At 40.9% G+C, this 21,922-nt stretch carries 19 protein-coding genes; 7 read left to right on the forward strand and 12 right to left on the reverse strand.

Annotated features, from left to right (window positions below):
• Positions 1-12: 12 nt before the first annotated feature.
• From ftsL to leuO, 8 genes are all read right to left on the reverse strand, one after another.
• Positions 13-333, reverse strand: a complete 321-nt coding sequence (gene ftsL, locus PR699_RS05420; RefSeq protein WP_004921932.1) for a cell division protein FtsL — start codon at positions 331-333, stop codon at positions 13-15.
• A 2-nt stretch (positions 334-335) separates the two neighbouring features.
• The gene (rsmH, locus tag PR699_RS05425; RefSeq protein WP_004921934.1) at positions 336-1,286 is read right to left on the reverse strand and encodes a 16S rRNA (cytosine(1402)-N(4))-methyltransferase RsmH; all 951 of its coding nucleotides are present in this window, start codon (positions 1,284-1,286) and stop codon (positions 336-338) included.
• A gap of 2 nt (positions 1,287-1,288) precedes the next feature.
• Positions 1,289-1,747, reverse strand: a complete 459-nt coding sequence (gene mraZ / locus PR699_RS05430) for a division/cell wall cluster transcriptional repressor MraZ (RefSeq protein ID WP_004921936.1) — start codon at positions 1,745-1,747, stop codon at positions 1,289-1,291.
• A gap of 698 nt (positions 1,748-2,445) precedes the next feature.
• Entirely contained in the window at positions 2,446-3,456 is a 1,011-nt protein-coding gene (cra, locus tag PR699_RS05435) for a catabolite repressor/activator (protein WP_004921942.1), read from the reverse strand.
• Positions 3,457-3,620: 164 nt separating this feature from the next.
• The gene (gene ilvN / locus PR699_RS05440; RefSeq protein ID WP_004921945.1) at positions 3,621-4,112 is read right to left on the reverse strand and encodes an acetolactate synthase small subunit; all 492 of its coding nucleotides are present in this window, start codon (positions 4,110-4,112) and stop codon (positions 3,621-3,623) included.
• A 2-nt stretch (positions 4,113-4,114) separates the two neighbouring features.
• Entirely contained in the window at positions 4,115-5,842 is a 1,728-nt protein-coding gene (gene ilvI, locus PR699_RS05445) for an acetolactate synthase 3 large subunit (protein ID WP_004921947.1), read from the reverse strand.
• A gap of 296 nt (positions 5,843-6,138) precedes the next feature.
• Positions 6,139-7,920, reverse strand: a complete 1,782-nt coding sequence (locus PR699_RS05450; protein ID WP_041705389.1) for a long-chain fatty acid--CoA ligase — start codon at positions 7,918-7,920, stop codon at positions 6,139-6,141.
• A gap of 288 nt (positions 7,921-8,208) precedes the next feature.
• Positions 8,209-9,162 carry a transcriptional regulator LeuO gene (leuO, locus tag PR699_RS05455; protein ID WP_004921954.1) on the reverse strand — a complete coding sequence of 318 codons (954 nt, stop codon included), beginning with the start codon at positions 9,160-9,162 and terminating at the stop codon, positions 8,209-8,211.
• A gap of 891 nt (positions 9,163-10,053) precedes the next feature.
• Between leuO and leuA the strand changes: the two genes are divergently transcribed.
• The 6 genes from leuA to mutH all read left to right on the forward strand — a co-directional run bounded on the left by leuA (position 10,054) and on the right by mutH (position 17,977).
• A complete protein-coding gene (gene leuA, locus PR699_RS05460) occupies positions 10,054-11,634 on the forward strand; it encodes a 2-isopropylmalate synthase (protein ID WP_004921957.1) in 1,581 nt (526 codons plus the stop codon).
• Positions 11,635-11,636: 2 nt separating this feature from the next.
• The gene (leuB, locus tag PR699_RS05465; protein ID WP_014656421.1) at positions 11,637-12,728 is read left to right on the forward strand and encodes a 3-isopropylmalate dehydrogenase; all 1,092 of its coding nucleotides are present in this window, start codon (positions 11,637-11,639) and stop codon (positions 12,726-12,728) included.
• A 1-nt stretch (position 12,729) separates the two neighbouring features.
• Entirely contained in the window at positions 12,730-14,133 is a 1,404-nt protein-coding gene (gene leuC, locus PR699_RS05470) for a 3-isopropylmalate dehydratase large subunit (protein ID WP_004921962.1), read from the forward strand.
• Positions 14,134-14,145: 12 nt separating this feature from the next.
• A complete protein-coding gene (gene leuD, locus PR699_RS05475; RefSeq protein WP_004921966.1) occupies positions 14,146-14,748 on the forward strand; it encodes a 3-isopropylmalate dehydratase small subunit in 603 nt (200 codons plus the stop codon).
• A gap of 315 nt (positions 14,749-15,063) precedes the next feature.
• Entirely contained in the window at positions 15,064-16,743 is a 1,680-nt protein-coding gene (gene sgrR, locus PR699_RS05480) for an HTH-type transcriptional regulator SgrR (RefSeq protein WP_014656422.1), read from the forward strand.
• Between the two features lie 550 nt (positions 16,744-17,293).
• Positions 17,294-17,977: a DNA mismatch repair endonuclease MutH gene (mutH, locus tag PR699_RS05485; protein ID WP_004921972.1), complete on the forward strand. Its 684-nt coding sequence runs from the start codon at positions 17,294-17,296 to the stop codon at positions 17,975-17,977.
• Here mutH and PR699_RS05490 read toward each other — a convergent pair.
• Together PR699_RS05490 and PR699_RS05495 are read right to left on the reverse strand one after the other, a co-directional pair.
• Positions 17,964-18,296: a hypothetical protein gene (locus PR699_RS05490; protein WP_223854819.1), complete on the reverse strand. Its 333-nt coding sequence runs from the start codon at positions 18,294-18,296 to the stop codon at positions 17,964-17,966. The two genes, mutH and PR699_RS05490, sit on opposite strands and share 14 nt — an antisense overlap.
• 173 nt (positions 18,297-18,469) lie before the next feature.
• Positions 18,470-18,709 carry a hypothetical protein gene (locus tag PR699_RS05495; RefSeq protein WP_004921978.1) on the reverse strand — a complete coding sequence of 80 codons (240 nt, stop codon included), beginning with the start codon at positions 18,707-18,709 and terminating at the stop codon, positions 18,470-18,472.
• Positions 18,710-18,887: 178 nt separating this feature from the next.
• Between PR699_RS05495 and PR699_RS05500 the strand changes: the two genes are divergently transcribed.
• Complete coding sequence (locus PR699_RS05500) at positions 18,888-19,757, forward strand: alpha/beta fold hydrolase (RefSeq protein ID WP_004921981.1); 870 nt, start codon at positions 18,888-18,890, stop codon at positions 19,755-19,757.
• A 37-nt stretch (positions 19,758-19,794) separates the two neighbouring features.
• On the opposite strand, the gene PR699_RS05505 is transcribed toward PR699_RS05500, so the two are convergent.
• The gene (locus PR699_RS05505; RefSeq protein WP_004921983.1) at positions 19,795-20,700 is read right to left on the reverse strand and encodes a sphingomyelin phosphodiesterase; all 906 of its coding nucleotides are present in this window, start codon (positions 20,698-20,700) and stop codon (positions 19,795-19,797) included.
• A gap of 335 nt (positions 20,701-21,035) precedes the next feature.
• A complete protein-coding gene (locus PR699_RS05510) occupies positions 21,036-21,815 on the reverse strand; it encodes an acetoin reductase (protein ID WP_004921987.1) in 780 nt (259 codons plus the stop codon).
• Positions 21,816-21,922: the final 107 nt, after the last annotated feature.

Genomic DNA, 21,922 nt, shown 5'->3' on the forward strand with positions numbered 1-21,922 from the left:
TCGTAACCTTATCTACTGCTTAGAGACAATGATATTTTCTTGAGAAGGTTCAACATGAACCATCTGCAACTTTTCCACCGATAAACGTTCAACTCGGCTATGACTTCCCAATGCGTTTTCTTCCAAGATCAAGTTACGCCATTCAATATCCAGCGCATCTTTCTCTTCATATAACTTGTCTTTTTCTGCCGTTAGCAAACGCGTTTCATGGGCAGTTGTGACCACAAAAATAGCGCTAATAATGATGGCCACTAGCAAAATCAAAGGAATTACCCCATGACGAAAAAGGTCACGACCAATCACTTTCCCAAGACTATGCCTTTCTGGAACCATAATTACAGTGTCCTCTGTGCAAAACGCAGTACAGAACTACGTGCCCTTGGGTTTTCGTCAATTTCAGCGTCTGAAGGCTTCATTTTGCCCACTTCACGCAGCTTAGCGACACCCAGTTCCCGTATTTGAGCTTCCGTAAGAGGGATGCCAGCAGGAACACTAGGCCCTTTGCTATTTTGACGAATAAACCGCTTCACTAGCCTATCTTCCAATGAATGGAAACTGATCACCGAAAGACGTCCTTCCGGTGCTAATACAGAGACAGCACCTTCAAGCGCCTGCTCTATTTCTTCCAACTCACTGTTAATGTAAATACGTATTGCTTGAAAACTTCGCGTTGCAGGGTGCTTATGACGCTCTTTGATAGGGCTGACTTTAGCGATCAATTCAGCCAACTCACGAGTTCTCGTTAAAGGTGTTTCTTCTGGATTGTGGTTACGCTCAACGATGGCTTTCGCAATGCGTTTTGCAAAACGTTCCTCTCCAAAAGTTTTCAAAACCCATGCGATGTCATCAGCTTGAGCATTCATTAGCCATTGTTGGGCTGACTGCCCTTTCGTTGGATCCATACGCATATCCAACGGCCCATCACGCATAAATGAAAAACCACGCTCAGGATCATCCAGTTGGGGGGATGACACCCCTAAGTCCAGTAATACGCCATCAATTTTGCCAACTAGCCCTTCTTCTTCTACATACTCTGCAATTGCAGAAAATGGGCCATGCTTGATCATAAAGCGAGGGTCATCAATTTCTTGCGCTGCTTTAATCGCCTCTGGATCACGATCGATAGCAATCAGACGCCCTTGCTCGTTTAGCTGGCTTAAAATCAGCCTTGAATGCCCACCACGCCCAAAAGTTCCATCAATATAAATACCGTTTGGTTTAATATTTAGGCCATTTACTGCTTCATCAAGCAGTACTGTTACATGTTTAAATTGTTGCTGTGTCATGTTTATAGTGACAAATCCTGTAAACGGGTTGACAGTGGTTCTTGGGTTTGTCGTTCAGCGGCAATATCCTCTTCCACTTGCTGATACCAAGTCTGTTCATCCCAAAGTTCAAATTTATTTATTTGGCCTACTAGCATGACCTCTTTTGTTAGCCCTGCATGTTGACGTAGCGTGCTGGCTAACAAAAGACGCCCTGAGCTATCCATTTGACATTCACTGGCATGTCCCAACAAAAGTCGTTGGACACGTCTTTCTGCTGGATTCATGGTTGATAGGCGAGAGAGCTTTTCTTCGATGATTTCCCACTCAGGTAAAGTGTAAAGCAGCAGGCATGGCTGGTGGAGGTCGATAGTACAAACCATCTGCCCCTTAGATTCCTCGCTCAACATTCCCCGATATCGGGTAGGCACGGTAAGCCGCCCTTTGCTGTCGAGATTTACCAGTGTTGCCCCACGAAACATACCCAGTAAAACCTCTTTATTTCCTATTTACCCACTTTACCCCACAATTCTCCACTTATAAAGTTTACGAATGGTAGGAAAACGTTGTCAAGCCAGACGCGCCTAGCTTTTGCTTTATTTACAGAACAATTCAGAAAAGATAAGAGTGGGTAAAATCTACTTCGGAGATAAAATGAGGAATAACGGATTGATATAATTCATTTATTTTCAACAAAAGAGCAAATATTACGTAAACTCTATTTTACTGATGAAAAAACACTCAAATGATGATATTTCCTTTATATGTCTCATTTTTAATCAGTATATCGTTAACCGATTCTTTACTTTCAAAATAACCGTGAATGTTTAATAAAGGTAAATATTATCGATAACAGCCTCACAGAAAAATAAAAACCATATATTTCATATAATTAAAATACTGTTTTAATAGCCAGTATTTTACAATAAATAAAATTTTACGTGCTTTCTTTGATTTAAAAATTATTTCTTAAATCAAATTTTTTTATTTTATTTTCTTTACAATGATAAATTAGATTTACCTCGTTAAGAATAGTCCTAAAGTTAAATATTTACTTATTTTTAGCATGAAATAAAAAGCCCCATTTACTTTGGGGCTAACATAATACTTATAAACGTGATCGATATCACTTAATATTCAACCTGACTTTTTGTCTGGTTTTTATTATTTAAATGATATTTTACTGTTTGCGCCCGAGGCTACCGCGTCGGCACAGATCACGACGAATACGAGTAATCCCTGCATCCGGTTTTTGTTTTTCATCTAAACTTGCCAACACCAGTTCTAAAATACGCTCAGCAATATCTCTGTGACGTTGTGCAAGTGATAAAACAGGGCAACCTAAAAAGTCCAGCAACTCACTGTCACCAAACGTTGCAATTACCATATGCTCAGGTAGACGACCATCACGCTTCAATGCAACATCTAACACCCCCTGTAACAGCGAAAATGAGGTTGTAAAGAGTGCATCAGGCATCTGATTGCCTTTATCTAACCAGTCAGCAAAGACCTCCGCCGCTGACGCCCGCTCATAGCTATTTGCATAGAGATACTTGACCTCACGAGCATCACCTTGCCAGCCTTTTCTAAAACCTTGTTCACGAAGGTAGCTCACCGATAATTCTGGCAGAGCGCCAAGATACAAGACTGACTCCGCGGAAAATTGCCTCAACTCCGTAGAGAGCATCAATGCATCTTCTTGGTCATCCCCGACAACGCTAATAAAGTGCTCTTGTTCTAGCGCCCTATCTAACGCAATAATCGGCAAAGAACGGTTGGCCCAACGCTGATAAAAAGGATGTTCAGGTGGCAGCGCCGTTGAAACAATAATCGCATCAACTTGGCGTTGTAGAAGGTGCTCAACGCAACGAATTTCGTTATCGGGCTGATCTTCTGAACAGGCAATCAACAGTTGGTAGCCACGCTGACGTGCTTGACGCTCAAGATAATTAGCAATGCGAGTATAACTTGTGTTTTCGAGATCGGGGATCACTAGCCCAATCGAACGTGTTCTCCCTGCACGTAGCCCTGCTGCTACAGCATTTGGATGGTAATTGTGCTCTCTGACAACAGCCATCACTTTTTCTACAGTTTTATCGCTGACTCGATACTGCTTGGCCTTGCCGTTGATCACATAACTAGCCGTTGTGCGAGATACCCCCGCTAAACGGGCTATTTCATCCAGTTTCACGTTAACCTCTTTGTGTTATCAGATAAAACCAACATATTGATTTTACTATTTATTTTTTACAATCCCTGATAACCGTAGCCAAGCTAAAATAGCCGCCAACGGTTAAAGCCCCGAATCAATCGGGGCTCTATGCAATGGTATTCTACCTTCAGCCGATAAATTTTTCACCGCATAATTTTATCGCCACGTGAAACACCAACAATACCTGAGCGTGCAACTTCAACAATTTCAGCAACGCCACGGACTGCTTCAATGAATGCGTCCAGTTTATCGCTTGTTCCCGCTAGCTGAACGGTATACAGCGTAGGCGTTACATCAACGATTTGACCGCGGAAAATATCGGAGCAACGTTTAATTTCATCGCGGCCATAACCCGATGCTTGCAGTTTAACTAGCATGATCTCACGTTCAACATGTGCTGAAGCCGTCAGTTCACTTACACGTAAGACATCGACTAACTTATGCAGTTGCTTTTCAATCTGCTCAAGCACCTTTGCATCACCTTTTGTTTGAATGGTCATACGTGACAGTGTTGGGTCATCGGTAGGTGCAACCGTTAAACTTTCGATATTATAACCACGTTGAGAAAACAGCCCAATAACACGGGAAAGTGCCCCCGATTCATTTTCTAGTAAGACGGATAAAATACGACGCATGATCAGGTCCTCTCTGTTTTACTCAGCCACATTTCATCCATTGCACCACCACGTATCTGCATTGGGTAAACATGTTCAGTTTCATCAACGTTAATATCCACAAAAACTAAGCGTTGGTTTTCATTCACTTCTACCAGTGCTTGTTTTAATTTCTCTTCGAGTTCATCGGGGGAATGAATCGAAATACCTACATGACCATAAGCTTCTGCAAGTTTGACGAAATCAGGAAGCGATTGCATATAAGATTGAGAATGGCGGCCTTGATAAATCATATCTTGCCACTGCTTAACCATCCCCAAAAACCCATTATTGAGATTCAACACAACCACCGGTAAACCATATTGCATTGCGGTCGACAGTTCTTGGATATTCATTTGAATACTGCCATCGCCAGTAACACAGATAACCGTAGATTGTGGATGTGCTAATTTAACCCCCAAAGCGGCAGGTAAACCAAAGCCCATGGTGCCTAAGCCCCCTGAATTAATCCAATGGCGAGGCTTATCAAATGGGTAATACAGTGCGGCAAACATTTGATGCTGCCCAACATCAGAAGTGACATACGCCTCACCATTTGTCAGGCGGTAAATGGTTTCAATCGCTTGCTGAGGTTTCACTTTTTGGCTATTGGTTTCATAACGGAGGCATTTTCTCTCTCGCCAAGTTTCAATCTCTTTCCACCATGTTTTTAATGCTTGGCTATTTTGTTTGGTGGAAACTTGATCGAGCTGACTCAACATTTGCTGAAGTGTCAGCTTAGCATCCCCTACGATCGGAATATCTGTATTAACGGTTTTAGAAATAGAGGTTGGGTCGACATCAATTTGGATCACGGTTGCATTCGGACAATATTTTTCAAGATTATTCGTTGTCCTATCATCAAAACGCACACCAACAGCAAAAATAACATCAGAATTATGCATCACCTTATTGGCTTCATATGTACCGTGCATACCAAGCATCCCAACTGACTGGTGATGGGTTTCTGGAAATGCCCCTAGCCCCATGAGTGTTGATACAACAGGCAGTTGCAGTTTTTCTGCTAATGCGATGATCTCAGCCGAACAATTTGCGTTGATTGCCCCTCCACCGATATAGAAAACAGGTTTCTGCGCCGCAATCAATTTTGTTAACGCTTTTTTAATCTGCCCTTTGTGCCCTTGAAGGGTTGGGTTATAAGAGCGTAAAGAAACCGCTTCAGGATAGCGGTAAGGGTATTTATTTGCCGGATTAACCGTATCTTTAGGTAAGTCGATAACCACAGGACCTGGACGACCACTTGCAGCGATATAGAAGGCTTTCTTAATGGTTTCAGGTATGTCTTCGGCTTTTTTAATTAAAAAGCTGTGTTTTACAATTGGGCGAGATATTCCCACCATATCACACTCTTGGAATGCATCATTCCCAATCAAGGAGCTTGCTACTTGTCCTGATAAAACAACCAAAGGAACAGAGTCCATGTATGCCGTCGCAATCCCTGTAATTGCATTTGTCGCACCAGGACCCGAGGTCACTAAAATCACCCCGACTTCTCCTGTTGAGCGTGCATAACCATCCGCCATATGAACCGCGGCTTGTTCATGGCGAACGAGGATGTGATCAATACCGCCTACCGTATGAAGTGCATCATAGATATCTAAAACAGCACCACCTGGATACCCAAATACATGCTTTACACCTTGGTCAATCAAAGACTTGACGACCATTTCTGCTCCCGACAACATCTCCATGAGTTTGCCCCCAGACTATTTTTACAAGTTAACAGAGGTATGACAGTCCTCTACTATGTATTGTCATTTCTGCCGTAGTTATGACTGCTATTAACATATCGTTGTGTCTAAGGTGACGCAAACACCATTTATTAAGCAAACATGACAACTTTGAATATTATCTTTATCTACTCAGATTATTGGTTGAATTAACCAAGAAAAGGAAGAATGGTGGAAAATATCACTATAAAGCGATGAAAAAGAGTACAAAGAGAAGCCGGATATCATGCTATGTGTTATCCGGCTCTATTGAGGAATTATTCGCGGTACATTGATTCAATTTCAGAGTGATAACGCTCTGAAATAATTTTTCTACGCAGCTTTAAGGTTGGTGTGAGCTCCCCTTTTTCCATGGAAAAATTAGCCGGGAGTAACGTAAAACGCTTAACCTGATGGAAATTTTCGATATTTTTCTGTAGCTCTTTTAAGCGATTTTCAAACAGAGCCACAATATTCGAATCTTTTAATAGCTCTAATCGATCACGATATTTTAAATTGATCGAACGCGCATATTCTTCTAATGAATCATAACAAGGTACGATCAGCGCCGAAACGAATTTACGCGCATCCGCGATAACGGCGATATGCTCGATAAACCGGTCTTGGCCTAACACCCCTTCGATCATTTGTGGTGCAATATATTTCCCATTTGAGGTTTTCATTAAATCTTTTAAGCGGTCGGTAATATACAAATTACCTTGAGCATCGATTTCACCTGCATCCCCAGTTTTTAACCAGCCGTCAGGGGTAAATGCATCTTCTGTCTCTTTTTGGCGATGATAATAGCCTTTCATGACCACAGGCCCTTTTACCTGAATCTCATTATTATCGCCAATACGTACCTCAATCGATGACAACGGTGTGCCGATAGAGCCTAATGGGTATTCCCCCTCTTCCCAACATGACACCGTCGCACAAGTTTCTGTCATCCCATAACCATATTTGATGTTCACGCCTACTGCGAGAAAAAAGGCGATAACATCATCATCTAAACGAGCACCGGCGGCAGGCATAAAGCGAATACGTCCACCTAACAGTTGGCGTAGCTTTGTTAACACTAACTTGTCGGCTAAATTAAACAATGACTGATTCAGCGCATTTAGCTGCTTACCTTGTGCCAGCGCTTTAACCCTTTTATTGCCTTGTGCGATTGCCCATTTAAATAACAAACGACGCATAAGTGGTGCTTTAGCAACCTTACTTTGTACAGCGCTATACACTTTTTCATAAAAACGAGGCACCGCACACATCACGGTAGGTTTAACTTGTGTCAATGCATCCCTAACCGCATTAGTATCAGTGAGATAAACATTGCGAGCACCTGTATGCATGACATAGAAGCTCCAAGCGCGCTCAAAAACATGTGATAACGGTAGAAAACTTAATGAAACATCATCGATGTTTAACTTCAAACGCTGGTCATGAAGATAGAGCTGCGCCGCCATATTGTAATAATCCAACATGACCCCTTTAGGCTCCCCTGTCGTACCCGATGTATAGATGATGGTGAAAAGATCACTCAGATGGTGAGCCGCAATACGTTGATTTAGCTCGTCTTGGTATTCAGGCTCTGCTTGCGCGATAAAATTTGATAGGTGAACAGAAACCAGTTCTCCATCGACTAATTCAACATCCTCATTCAGCACCACGATAGTGGTTAATTGAGGACAGCGTGATTTTAGTTGGCATGCAACTTGGTATTGCTCTTGCTCACCAACAAATAGAATACGAATATTTGCATCATTAATAATATAAGCAGCTTGTTCAACACTGCTGGTCGCATATAAAGGTACAGTAACGGCTTTTAACTGTAAGACCGCAAGATCCACCAAAGCCCAATTCATACTGTTATGCGCAAATAACCCAATATTTTCTTGTACTTCAACATTGAGTGCCAAAAGGCGGCGAGCAATGGCAAAAGAGTGCTGTTCAACCTCTTTCCATGTTAGATCACTCTGTTGCCCATTATGCCATTGACTGAAAGCTATCCGAGTCGCTGAATCAGCGGCATTAAACCGGCTGTGCAAGCGATTGACCATATGGTATGGATATAGATTTTCAGTAATCAAAATGTTTTTCCTATAGTACATTTGTTAACTGAAGCCGCTCGGTAAACCCACGAAGCGCTTCACCAGTTAATTATTTCAGCTTACAAGTGTTAGCTGAATGATTTGAGTGTATAGGTGAAAGAGTGTCGTGAAAAGAGATATTATGTAAATATTTTGCAAATGTTAGTCAGGTAACATAACTCATCATAGAGTTTTACCATGATGAGTTAATCATAAACCGTGCAACTGCCGCGATTTCAGCGGATGATTAAGCCAGTGCTACATAGGTAATTCAGTGATTAGTTGGCAAAATTGTGACTTCATCCATTGATGCCCTTTATCCCGAGCCGTTGATTCATGCCACGTTAAATAGCAAGGGCGCGTATTTTCTGCCCATGGCAAAGCGGCTGTTCGTAATTGAAGTTTATTTGCTGAGTTTTCAACAAGCCATTTTGGCACAATTGCCACTAAATCAGTTAAAGAAACGATATTTAAAACACTATTTAAATCCGTGCCCTGATAGCTAATTGTATGTGATAACTCTGTATTATGATAATAAGGCTTACTAAAGGACCCCATATTATCCATTGACATCACGGCATGCTTTTCATTAATTAATAATTCTTGCGTAACATTACCGTGAATTCGTGGATGATCATTGGCGACCACGACAACTAACTCATCATTAAATAAAACCTGATGTTGATATTCGCTTTTTTCGAATTGATTATAGCTTACCGAAAAATCTGTCTCTTGGTACTTTAATTTATGCTCAATGTTATTATCTAAGAAACAATGAATACGTACATTAATATTTGGTGATACTTGTTTGAATTTTTCAACGATAACGGCAGCTAAACGAATATCTAATGGAGAACAAATAGAAAGATTAAATACTCGCTCACTTAATTTAGGGTCAAAACCAGCCCCCGGTAACTCATTATGAACGAGTTGTAGAGCTTGCCTAACCGGCCCAAACAACTGTTTAGCGCGGGATGTCGGTTGTATACCGCGTCCATAGCGGACAAAAAGCTCATCATTGAACATTGATTTTAAACGGGATACAGCATTACTCACGGCAGGTTGAGACATGCCTAATACCTGTGCTGCCCTTGTTACGTTTTGCATCTGCATAACCACATCAAAAACGGTGAGTAAGTTGAGATCAACATTTCGCAAATTGATGTCATTATTCTCTTTTTTAGCTGGTGAAGCCGTATCAAAATCAGTCATTATGTACTCCAATAAAGATATTTATCATTTTTAATTAATGAAAATCATCTCCCCTTAAATAAATAAGGTTTTTATAAATTCATTAAATATTATTCTTCAAAAAACTTATCAATGATAAGCTATTTCGCGTTCCCTGCATTTATTAAAACGACGCTTCTATTATATTACCTATCATTTTAGCAACACAATATAGATACGATAATGAAACGAAGGTATTCATCGACATAATAAGTTTTATCAAATCATTTAAAACTATTATTGTTAGCATCAAAATAATAAAACAATTCTAAAAATAAATCATAATAAATATCATCAACAACCACGATACTATCCCATTATCAGATTAATTTTAAATAATTCATTTACTAAATAATTTATTTAATAAAAACTATAATTAAAATTTATTTTTATATCTCATGTTATCGTTTTCGTTTTCCCCTCACAAAGCAGTTCAAAAAGTAACCAAACCATCAGTTTATGCTATGTTTCAGCCCAGCTCTTTCATAAAAAGAATTTTACCCCTAACTTATCGGTAAAATATAGGGAAAAACATCACTAAAAATATAGAAATTAGTCACAATCACCAAGTATTAGTGATGATTCATCATTCTCCAAAATTGACGAAAAAAACTAAAGTTGACAGCCAAGAAAAGATCACGTATCAATAAATACAGATTGATTAAAACCAAATTTAGAGACTGTGAAAATGACAACTTCTATCCGCCTACTAAGCCTACTACTACTCGCATCCAATGTGCGCGGTATGCTTATGGACGGAAGATAGGAAACTCACAGTCCAGAAACATAAAAACCCGCGCTAGCCGCGGGTTTTTTTATGCCTGCCGGCACCGCAAAAATATAACGACAAATTCTGTATAAGAGGAACACAACATGAGCGATCAAGTCATTATATTCGACACCACGTTACGTGATGGCGAGCAGGCATTACAGGCAAGTTTATCCGTTAAAGAAAAATTGCAAATCGCTTTTGCTTTAGAGCGCCTTGGGGTCGATATCATTGAAGCTGGTTTCCCCGTCTCTTCACCGGGAGACTTTGAGTCAGTACAAACTATCGCTCGTGAAATCAAAAACAGCCGTATTTGTGCATTAGCGCGATGCGTACAAAATGATATTGATGTGGCCGCTGAATCATTGAAAGTTGCCGAAGCATTCCGCATCCACATTTTTTTAGCGACATCAAATTTACACGTCGAAAAGAAATTGAATAAAACATTTGATGGAGTGATGGACATGGCTATCGACTCTATCAAACGCGCAAGACGTTATACTGATGATGTTGAGTTTTCTTGTGAAGATGCGGGCCGTACTGATATTGATAACTTATGCCGCATTGTTGAAGCAGCCATTAAAGCTGGCGCGACAACCATCAATATTCCAGATACTGTCGGTTACACAACCCCTTACCAATTCGGTGGGATCATCACCTCTTTATATGAAAAAGTACCAAATATTGATAAAGCCATCATTTCAGTTCACTGCCATGATGACTTAGGTATGTCTGTTGCCAACTCTATCACTGCCGTCCAAGCGGGGGCTCGCCAAGTTGAGGGAACGATTAATGGGTTAGGTGAACGCGCTGGTAATACCGCCTTAGAAGAAGTGATCATGGCGATTAAATTGCGCGAGCAAATGTTAAACGTCCATACCAACATCAATCACAAAGAGATTTATCGTACCAGCCAATTAGTTAGTCAATTATGCAACACCCCTATTCCAGCCAATAAAGCGGTTGTTGGTAGCAATGCCTTTGCTCACTCATCCGGTATTCACCAAGACGGTGTGCTGAAAAACCGTGAAACCTATGAAATCATGACACCGGAATCCATCGGCTTAAAAGCGATTCAATTGAACTTAACTTCCCGCTCTGGCCGTGCTGCGGTTAAACATCGTATGGAAGAAATGGGGTATCAAGAAGGGAAAGATTTCAACTTGGATGAGTTGTATACCGCCTTCTTAAGTTTAGCGGATAAAAAAGGCCAAGTGTTTGATTACGACTTGGAAGCTCTGGCCTTCTTCGCTAGTCAACAAGATGATACCGACCATTTTTCGATGGATTATTTCAGTACTCAGTCAGGCTCTAGCGTTGTCGCCACGGCTACCGTCAAAATGCGTTGCGGTGAAGAGGTTAAATCAGAAGCGGCAACAGGAAATGGTCCTGTCGATGCTATTTACCAAGCGATTAGCAATATCACCAATTACCCTATTAAATTGGTTTCTTATAAATTGTCAGCGAAAGGCCAAGGGGAAAATGCGTTAGGTCAAGTGGATATTGTCGTGGAATGTTTTAACCGCCGTTTCCACGGAATGGGCTTGGCAACGGATATCGTCGAATCGTCAGCCAAAGCAATGGTGCACGTATTGAATAGTATTTGGCGCTCTGAACAAGTTGAAAAAGAAAAACAAAAAATAAATCAAAAAGAATCACAATCCAATACAAAGGAAGCTGTATAACAATGTCTAAAAGCTATCATATTGCCGTATTGCCTGGAGATGGCATTGGCCCTGAAGTTATGGCCCAAGCCCATAAAGTGTTAGATGCGATCTGCCAGCGCTTTGCATTATCTATCACAACAAAAGAGTATGACGTTGGTGGTATTGCAATTGACCGCCATGGCAAACCGCTGCCAGAAGCAACAGTCGCGGGTTGTGAAAGTGCAGATGCCGTTCTGTTTGGCTCTGTTGGTGGCCCTAAATGGGAAAATTTGCCACCCGATAGTCAACCTGAGCGAGGCGCATTACTGCCATTACGCAAACACTTTAAATTATTTAGTAACTTACGTCCGGCTCGTTTGTACCAAGCATTAGAAGCATTTTGCCCATTGAGAGCTGATATTGCAGCACAAGGCTTTGATATTCTCTGTGTGCGTGAGTTGACTGGCGGTATCTATTTTGGTCAACCAAAAGGTCGTAAAGGCGAAGGTCAAGATGAATATGCTTTTGATACTGAGGTTTACCATCGCTATGAAATAGAGCGGATTGCTCGTATTGCATTTGAATCTGCGCGTAAACGTAACCATAAAGTGACGTCAATTGACAAAGCCAACGTATTACAAAGCTCTGTATTATGGCGTGAAGTCGTGAATCAAATCGCGAAAGAATACCCTGATGTGTCTGTTAGTCATATGTATATTGATAATGCGACGATGCAGATGATCAAAGCACCTTCTCAATTTGATGTCGTGCTGTGTTCAAACCTGTTTGGTGACATCATTTCAGATGAGTGCGCAATGATCACAGGTTCAATGGGAATGCTACCGTCAGCCAGTCTTAATGAAGAAGGCTTTGGCTTATATGAACCTGCTGGTGGCTCTGCCCCAGATATTGCAGGTAAAAATATCGCTAACCCAATCGCCCAAATTTTATCAGCCGCTATGTTATTACGATTCAGTTTGAATCAAAGTGATGCCGCTGATGCCATTGAAAGGGCTGTAAATAAAGCGTTAGAAAATGGTCACCGTACCGCTGACTTAGCGGGAGGGGGCAAATCAGTCAGTACCAGTGAAATGGGTGATATTATCGCCCGTTATATCGCCGAAGGGGTGTAACATGGCCAAAACTTTATATCAGAAATTATATGATGCTCACGTTGTGCGCGAAGTGGATAATGAGATCCCGCTTATCTATATCGATCGCCATCTGGTTCATGAAGTCACCTCACCTCAAGCATTTGATGGACTGAGAACGAAAAACCGTCCGTTGCACCAACCAAGCAAAACATTTGCAACGATGGATCATAACGTTTCCACTCAAACGAAAGATATCAACGCCTGCGGTGATATGGCACGCATTCAAATGCAAGAGTTGATGAAAAACTGCCAAGAATTTGGCGTTACTTTATATGATCTCAACCACCCTTATCAGGGGATTGTGCATGTTATGGGGCCTGAGCAAGGCATTACCTTGCCGGGAATGACCATTGTGTGTGGGGATTCACATACAGCAACACACGGTGCATTCGGTGCATTGGCGTTTGGTATCGGAACCTCTGAAGTTGAGCACGTCATGGCGACACAGACCCTGAAACAGGCTCGAGCCAAAACGATGAAAATTGAAGTTGTTGGTAAAGCACCTGTGGGGATCACCGCAAAAGATATCGTCTTGGCGATTATTGGTAAAACTGGTAGCGCGGGTGGCACAGGTTATATTGTTGAGTTTTGTGGTGAAGCCATTGAAAACCTCAGCATGGAAGGCCGTATGACAGTATGTAATATGGCCATCGAATTAGGGGCGAAGGCCGGGATCATTGCACCAGATGAAACCACCTTTAATTATATGAAAGGTCGCCAATTTGCCCCTAAAGGCCAAGAGTGGGATGACGCCGTTGCTTACTGGAAAACATTAAAAACCGATGAAGGTGCACAATTCGATAAAATTGTCACCTTGCAAGCCAGCGAAATCGCACCGCAGGTCACTTGGGGAACGAACCCCGGTCAAGTGATTGCCATCAATGAACCGATCCCATCTCCGGACTCTTTTAGTGACCCAGTAGAACGCGCATCGGCAGAAAAAGCATTAGCTTATATGGGGTTAGAATCGGGCATTAAATTGTCTGACGTTAAGATTGATAAAGTGTTTATTGGTTCTTGCACTAACTCACGCATTGAGGATTTGCGTGCAGCCGCCGCTATCGCAAAAGGTAAAAAAGTGGCTTCAGGGGTACAGGCGATTGTTGTTCCAGGCTCTGGACCTGTTAAAGCCCAAGCTGAGCAAGAAGGATTAGATAAGATCTTTATTGATGCAGGTTTTGAATGGCGTTTACCTGGATGCTCCATGTGCCTTGCAATGAACAATGACCGCTTAAACCCCGGCGAACGTTGCGCATCGACCAGTAACCGTAACTTTGAAGGTCGCCAAGGCCGTGCTGGACGCACCCACTTAGTTAGCCCAGCAATGGCGGCAGCGGCAGCAATCAACGGGCATTTCGCGGATGTTCGCGATATCCAAATCTAAAGGAGATCATTCATGGAAAAATTTATCACCCATACTGGCATTGTTGCCCCTTTAGATGCAGCGAATGTCGATACTGATGCCATTATTCCAAAACAGTTTTTACAAAAAGTGACTCGCACAGGGTTCGGGCAACATCTGTTTCATGACTGGCGCTTTCTTGATGATGCTGGCCAACAGCCCAACCCTGACTTTGTGTTAAACAAACCCATTTTTAAGGGGGCGACGATTTTACTTGCGCGTGAAAACTTTGGTTGTGGCTCATCGAGAGAGCATGCTCCATGGGCTTTAACAGACTTTGGCATTCAAGTCGTCATCGCGCCGAGTTTTGCTGATATTTTTTATGGTAACTCTTTCAATAACCAGTTGTTACCGATTAAATTGAGCGAAGCAGAAATCGACGAAATGTTTAACTATGTGAAGAGCAATGAAGGCTGCCAATTCACTGTTGATTTAGAAAAGCAAACGGTCAAGGCGGGTGAAAAGACTTATCGATTTGATATTGATGGCTTCCGCCGCCACTGCATGATGAACGGCCTTGATAGCATTGGCTTAACGCTGCAACATGCTGATCAAATCCGTCAATATGAGCAAAATATCCCTTCATTTATGCGTTAAGAGCAAAAACGCTGCCCCAAACGCCTGCCAATCGCAGGCGTTTTTTATTGTAAAATAGTGAATAAATTTACCATAGAGGGTTAATCTCTTTTAAAATTATCCCTATTATTAGGTATAATCATTAAAAAATTGCCATCAAAATAAAGGTAATAAAAAAGCCGATAATGATGCTATCGGCTGGTAAATTACCATTACTCAATAATTCGGGGAGTCAGTCTGTCAACTAACAGACCAAACGAGCTACATACTGGTATCTATTATCAACGGATATTAGGAAATAAAAATTGATACAATCGCCAGCGGAGTTCCTCTTTTATGACCAGTTCTCGTTTACAAACACAATTTGTTCGTCTGTGGCAACATTTTCAGGGGCAAGACAGTGAAACCACATTGCAGCATATTGCAGATACCCTGTTTTGTTCTCGACGCCATGTACGTACCTTGCTCAATAGTATGCAGTCTCATGGATGGCTTAGTTGGCAAGCCGAAGCGGGTAGAGGAAAGCGTTCTACCCTTCTGTTTCATGTTAATGGATTAGAGCTACAGCAAGCCCAAGCAGAGCGCCTATTAAAAGAAGAGAGCATAGAAAAATTGGTTGCCTTAGTCGGCGATAAAGAAACTATTCGCCAAATGGTGCTCTCCGAATTAGAAAGAAGCTATCGGCAAGGTAAAAATTTATTACGTATTATCTACTATCGAGACTTCCCCAATTTATTACCGGGAACACCTATGCGGCGTTCAGAAATTCATTTAATGAGCCAAATATTTAATGGCTTAACCCATATAAATGAGGAAAAAGGGGAAGTTGAAAATGGTATCGCACATCATTGGCAGGCGATAAGTGATACTGAATGGCGCTTTTATTTAAGGCCTAGCATCTACTTTCATCATGGTAGAGAAATGTTAGTCGATGACATCATCAGTTCGCTTATGCGTTTACGACATTGTTGGCCTCTGTTTTCACACATCCAATCGGTTACCTCTCCTCTCCCTAATGTCATCGATATTCAATTAAGTGAAGTGGATAAACAACTCCCTTTGCTACTTGGTAGCCCCCATGCAGCAATTATTCCTAAAGAGTGGGAGTCCATTGATAATTTTGACAAAATGCCAATTGGTACCGGCCCTTTTTTCGTTGAGAAAAACCTGCCTCAAAAACTCACGATTACCGCATTTGATCGCTATTTTGGTTATCGAGCACTCCTTGATGAAGTGACCATTTGGGTGGTGCCTGAACTATCTGAGCAGATGGTCTGTACCACGTTGAAAATGGACAGCGATAATAAACCTAATGATTCATTAGAAAGCAGAATGGAAGAAGGATGCTACTTTTTATTAATGGATCAACGCTCTGAGCTTTCCAGACGTAGCGATATACGTAAATGGCTGTGTAGTTTTTTAACACCAATCAATTTATTAGCTCACTGTGAATCCTTCTATCAGCGGCATTGGGCGCCTGCTTACGGATTATTGCTACATTGGCATCATAGCCGAATGCTCACACAGTTACCTAAGCCTGCTGATTTAACGGAACTCACCGTCACTTTCTATCATCAACACCATGAATTTTATTCTATTAGCCAAATCATGAAACGTGTGTTGAAAACTCAAGGTGTTGATCTAAAAATCAACATTGTTGATTATCCTGAGTGGTTTAATGGCACTGTCGAGAGCGATATTTGGCTTGCTACCGCTAACTTCTTTAAACCGCTCGAGTTTTCTATTTTTGCCACCTTGTATGAAATGCCACTATTGCGCAAATGTTTAGGCTCTACGCTCTCTGAGGCGTTATCAAAATGGCGTCGGCAGGAGCTACATGTCGAATCTTGGTGTGAAAGCCTCATTGACACACAAATTTTTCACCCTATTTTTCACCATTGGCTAGAGTTGCAAGGCCAAAAAACCATGCGCGGAGCACGCATGAATACCTTTGGTTGGTTTGATTTTAAATCTGCATGGTTTCAACCTACTGAGGATAATACACAGAAATCATAAAAGTTATAAACACTGAGAGTGAATAATAAGGATGTTATTCACTTTTTCTGTGGATATCCATGTGAACAACCCGCTAGTAATCAGGGTATATCCCTACCCCTGTTTTTTAACAGAAAACAAGAAAACTAATTAACTTCATTAAAAACAATAGGATGAATCAATCACCCTCTCTTTATACACAGTTTATCTTTTCGACTTTATGCTTTAGGAGTTCAAATGCGCAAAGATCAATCAATGTATGATTTATCCACAAGTAATGTGCTTAACTTACCCAATTTATGTGATTAGGTTCAAAAAACCACGTAAGTCAAGCCTGTAAATACACACAGTAATTAAAGTTTTTCACAGTTATCCAATAATTCTGTGGATAACCTAGTGAATGATCCTGTGATTATTATGGGATGAACATGAATAACCTATTTTTCTTTGAGGATTATTTTTTAATAGACTGAATTATTTCCTTATATATCAGCAAATTAAATATCTCTTATAAAAAGTGATATACTATTGCTACCCTGTGAATTTTTTCTGGTTACTATTTAATCGTATTATGCCATTTATACCACCATCCCCTCCTGAAAATGAGTCCGTTTTAATGGCTAGGGCACAAGCTCTCGCTGGCTATACTCTTGGTGAATTAGCGGCATACGCTGGCTTACCTATGCCGCCCGATCTTAAACGTGACAAAGGCTGGGTGGGTATGCTGTTAGAATATTTTTTAGGAGCTACCGCTGGCAGTAAACCCGAACAAGATTTCGCCAATATTGGTGTCGAACTAAAAACCATCCCTATTGACCGAAATGGAATGCCCCTTGAAACCACATTTGTGGCGGTCGCACCGCTCACAGGCAATAGTGGGTTAACATGGAAAAATAGCCATGTGTACCGAAAACTCTCTCGTGTTTTATGGTTTCCAATTGAAGGCGAACGACAAATACCACTCGCTCAACGTCGTATCGCAAGCCCATTATTATGGAGCCCTTCTCCTTTGGAAGAGCAATTGCTGCGCCAAGACTGGGAAGAGTTGATGGATCTGATTGTGTTAGGCAAAGTGGAAAGTATCACCGCTCGACATGGACAAGTCCTACAAATACGCCCTAAAGCGGCAAATAGCAAAGCACTAACAGAGGGTATTGGCGAATTTGGGCAAACAATCATGACGCTGCCGAGGGGTTTCTATCTGAAAAAAGACTTTACCGCCCCATTGCTTGCTCGACATTTTAAAATCGATTAATGGTTTTTCCTCCGTTAAAGTCGACCATTAACCCTGCAATACTCGCCTGCTCACACTGTTGTATCGTAACCGGTGCACCAACGACAAAAGCCGCTTGGATTAACTCCAACATTTTTTTGTTTAGCTCATGCTCAATGGTATTTAATACGGCGATTTGTTGCGTCGTTTTTTTGCCATCAACTAACGTTATTGTATAAAAAACACGTTGCTGATTAATCAGTTGCTCACCGAATGTCATTGCGGCAATTCTTTTTGGTATCCCTTTATAGGCTTCACATTGATTCGAAAAAATATTGATACCTTTTGGGCTCGCAGTCATCGCCATAACAGCGAATATAATAATGACTGCCCTAATAGTTTTCTTATACATGATGTTAATAATATTATGATTTAGCTTTAAGCTAACCTTAAAGCAAACCTTTTAGTACTTCATGCAAAAAGAGAGGTTGTTTTTATCAAATTAGATAATGAAACCCTTTTACCGAATCAGGGTTATTTGATGGCTTGTTTCGCCGCAGCAATTGCCCCTTCTACGGCTTTCTTCGCTTGTGGACTATTTTTCCAGCAACTCGAGCCTGTTAAAGCAGCCCCAGCAATTAAAATGTCTTCATATGATGCTTCACTCAGTTGAGTTAATGTCGAAAATCCCATTTGTTCTAACCGACTTATAACTGTTGGGCCAACACCTTTTACCGCCAGTAGGCACTGCTTATCCGCATCTGAAAACCCCATATCAGCTCCTTATTGAGAGAACAAATAATCTTTTTCGTAATTGGCTTTGCATTATACCTGACGATTATTTTATTATTCGTTTTATGGCTAGCATTATTAAGATTCAATCAAATATACCCTTGCCACTTTCACATTGATTGTGACCATCCCGTGCCCCAAAATAAGTTAGGACTCAGCAATGCAGACAAACACATTCACAAACACGCGCCAAGGTTCACTTCAATTGTCTGATGGCCGCAACTTAAGTTGGTATGAATCAGGCCCAAGAACGGGATTCCCTGTTATTTTTTGTACTGGCGCGGGTATGAGTGGAACGTTAGGCTTTGGCCTTGAGCAACTTGATCCACTTAATATCCGACTCATCGTACCTGAACGTGCTGGGCTAGGCGAATCGTCACAAGATCCACAAAAATCGCTTTCACGTTTTGCGGCAGATATTGACGCGTTATTGCAAGCTCAGCAAATTGAGCAATATTCTGTTATTGGCTTTTCTCAAGGTGCTGTATTTGCCATGGCATTAGCTTTCTATGGCACCCCTAACACTTTATCTATTGTTGCTGGGCAAGATCAATTTGACTATCCCGCGACAAGTGCTTTATTAAAAGCCGATATTATCAATATGCAAGAGCAAGCCAGAAATACACCTGATGCGCTATCTGATTGGTTACAGAAAAACGTGAGTGCACCTTGGTTACTGGCTTTTATACTCAATAGCAGCGCGACGGTTGATCAAAATGTTTACAATCAGCCCTCATTTTTGCAAGCCTATACTGACTGTATGAACCGAGCCTTTCTTCAAGGCAATTTAGGCTATGTACAAGACTTATTGATCTCATTACAGCCTTGGCCTTTCCAGCCTGAAGAGATCCATTGCCCTGTTTCACTGTGGTATGGTGAGAAAGATGAAAGCACTGTTCATTCACCAGACTTTGGTAAAACCCTCGCAACGCGTTTCCCTAATTGCCAACATTTCGTGTTAGAAGATGATGGTGGTTCACTACTCTGGACACAAGCAGAGCGCATCTTAACCCATTTAGCTCCACAATAAAGGCGCCTTAAAAATATGTGGCTGAAATATCTAATTATCACAACTCAATTTCAGCCACTACAGGATAATGATCGGAATAATCAAAAAAGACTTTATTATTATAGTTATAACCAATTTTGCTTTTGATCACCCGTGTTTGCTGTTTAATTGATCGCATATTTTTGGCAAAAATATAATCCAAATGCCAACTTTGCCTAGTATCGGGATAAGCTTCTCTAATCACGTTATTAGTTGAAAAATCCCATGACGGTCGTGGATTAAAATGGTGAGGTTCTCCCCAACCAATAATATCTAATGCTTGCTCGTACTCTTCCGAACCATAATTAATATTTAAATCTCCCCCTAAGATTGTTATTTGACGATCTTCAGTGATTGAAGTTTCAGCCCAATTAATTAACTGAGTAAGTTGGGCTTTGCGATGGGATGAAGGTGAGGTCATTAGGCAGAAGTTGTCATCCGATTGCAGATGAGTTCCTATGACTTGAAGCATTTTACCTTCTATTTCAATAACGGCTCTCACCCCACCTTTAGCGCTGAAACGGTCAGCACCGCATCCTGCATCATCAAACAGTTGATATTCACGATAAACTATAGGATAACGGGAAACTATCGCGATCCCTGAATTGACCTGCTGAACCATATCCCATTCACCTTTTTTAGCATTCCAACAATGGTTTGAATCACAATAAGAGAGAACAGATTCATTATATTGTGCGGCAACCGGTGTGTGGTAAAAAAAGCCTAAACTCCTCATACCCGAAAAAAGCTTTTGTGCTGAATGAGTATTAAATACCTCTTGTAAAATAACGATATCAACATCATAGAATATATTATCTTTTATCATCGCATTAATGCGAGCATCTTGAGTGGATGCGCCAATACTAAAAAAAGGAATATGCAATAAATAGGTATTAAATGTCATCACTTTAATTTTATGTGGCATAGTTTTTCCTTATTCGTTTTCCATTAATAAATGTATAAATTTCTTTATCCTATCAATACTGTTTTATTGAAAACATTGAGTTCACAATGACGACAAGGAGTATGCTAAACGAGACTAACATGCCTGAACATATTATTAATTAATGCATTACCTAAAGATTTTTGATGGATGATAACAATAAATAAAATAGTTTTATCTACTGTTAATAAAGGTAGGAGAAATATAGTTTATAATATAATAGCGAATTAATATTTAAATTGTGCCTTGGGCCTATTTTAACTAGCCAAGGCACAATGTTAATTTACAGAAAATGCTCTGCTTAATAAGTGGTTTGATTAACGGTAAACAATACCACCGTCAGTCAAGATCGACTGCCCTGTAATATAGTCTGAATCATCACTTGCTAAAAATGCGACTAAACCAGCAACATCATCTGGAGTTTGAGCACGTCCTAATGCAATGCCTTCAACATATTTTTTATAGGTTTCACCTTTTGGTGCACCTGTAATTTCAGCAAAACGCTCATCAATTTCAACCCACATGTCCGTACCTACAATACCAGGGCAATATGCGTTAACGGTAATGCCAGAACTTGCATACTCTTTAGCAGCGGCTTGGGTCAATGCACGTACAGCGAATTTTGTAGCGGAATAAACACCTAGCATTGCAAAGCCGTCATGCCCTGCAATGGAAGAAGCGTTAATAATTTTCCCTTTTTGTTTACGCTGCTGGAATTTTTCACTCGCCGCTTGAATTCCCCACATCACACCATCGACGTTAATCTTGAAAATCAGATCCATATCTTCTTGGCGTACATCAGCAATAGGCTTAACTTGTGCAATCCCTGCGTTATTGATCATTACATCAAAACCACCGAGTTCAGCTTCTGCATGTGCAACTGCGGCAAAAACTTCCTCACGCTTACTGACATCAGCAGCAAATGTTGTCGCTTTACGGCCTAATGCTTCAATTTCTTTAGCCACATCCGCTAATTTTTCTTTTTTCAGGTCGACAAGTGCAATATTGGCACCTTCTTTCGCTAAACGTAATGCGATACCACGACCAATACCTTGTGCTGCGCCAGTAACTAAAATGACTTTATTATTCAGTGCCATAAGCTTTCTCCCAATAAGGATAGTTAAATGAATGACTCTAACTGATTAATACGTTAGCAAGATTAACAATAAGTTACAAAATCATGATATTAGACTACAACTATGTT

It is taken from the genome of Providencia sp. PROV268, from assembly GCF_028477805.1.
GTDB lineage: Bacteria > Pseudomonadota > Gammaproteobacteria > Enterobacterales > Enterobacteriaceae > Providencia > Providencia stuartii.

Excerpts from the sequence above, each read along its gene's own strand:
- ftsL (WP_004921932.1), bottom strand. The coding sequence starts at position 333 with ATGGTTCCAGAAAGGCATAGTCTTGGGAAAGTGATTGGTCGTGACCTT.
- rsmH (WP_004921934.1), bottom strand. The coding sequence starts at position 1,286 with ATGACACAGCAACAATTTAAACATGTAACAGTACTGCTTGATGAAGCA.
- mraZ (WP_004921936.1), bottom strand. The coding sequence starts at position 1,747 with ATGTTTCGTGGGGCAACACTGGTAAATCTCGACAGCAAAGGGCGGCTT.
- ilvN (WP_004921945.1), bottom strand. The coding sequence starts at position 4,112 with ATGCGTCGTATTTTATCCGTCTTACTAGAAAATGAATCGGGGGCACTT.
- ilvI (WP_004921947.1), bottom strand. The coding sequence starts at position 5,842 with ATGGAGATGTTGTCGGGAGCAGAAATGGTCGTCAAGTCTTTGATTGAC.
- PR699_RS05450 (WP_041705389.1), bottom strand. The coding sequence starts at position 7,920 with ATGGTCAATCGCTTGCACAGCCGGTTTAATGCCGCTGATTCAGCGACT.
- leuO (WP_004921954.1), bottom strand. The coding sequence starts at position 9,162 with ATGACTGATTTTGATACGGCTTCACCAGCTAAAAAAGAGAATAATGAC.
- leuA (WP_004921957.1), top strand. The coding sequence starts at position 10,054 with ATGAGCGATCAAGTCATTATATTCGACACCACGTTACGTGATGGCGAG.
- leuB (WP_014656421.1), top strand. The coding sequence starts at position 11,637 with ATGTCTAAAAGCTATCATATTGCCGTATTGCCTGGAGATGGCATTGGC.
- leuC (WP_004921962.1), top strand. The coding sequence starts at position 12,730 with ATGGCCAAAACTTTATATCAGAAATTATATGATGCTCACGTTGTGCGC.
- leuD (WP_004921966.1), top strand. The coding sequence starts at position 14,146 with ATGGAAAAATTTATCACCCATACTGGCATTGTTGCCCCTTTAGATGCA.
- sgrR (WP_014656422.1), top strand. The coding sequence starts at position 15,064 with ATGACCAGTTCTCGTTTACAAACACAATTTGTTCGTCTGTGGCAACAT.
- mutH (WP_004921972.1), top strand. The coding sequence starts at position 17,294 with ATGCCATTTATACCACCATCCCCTCCTGAAAATGAGTCCGTTTTAATG.
- PR699_RS05490 (WP_223854819.1), bottom strand. The coding sequence starts at position 18,296 with ATGACTGCGAGCCCAAAAGGTATCAATATTTTTTCGAATCAATGTGAA.
- PR699_RS05495 (WP_004921978.1), bottom strand. The coding sequence starts at position 18,709 with ATGGGGTTTTCAGATGCGGATAAGCAGTGCCTACTGGCGGTAAAAGGT.
- PR699_RS05500 (WP_004921981.1), top strand. The coding sequence starts at position 18,888 with ATGCAGACAAACACATTCACAAACACGCGCCAAGGTTCACTTCAATTG.
- PR699_RS05505 (WP_004921983.1), bottom strand. The coding sequence starts at position 20,700 with ATGCCACATAAAATTAAAGTGATGACATTTAATACCTATTTATTGCAT.
- PR699_RS05510 (WP_004921987.1), bottom strand. The coding sequence starts at position 21,815 with ATGGCACTGAATAATAAAGTCATTTTAGTTACTGGCGCAGCACAAGGT.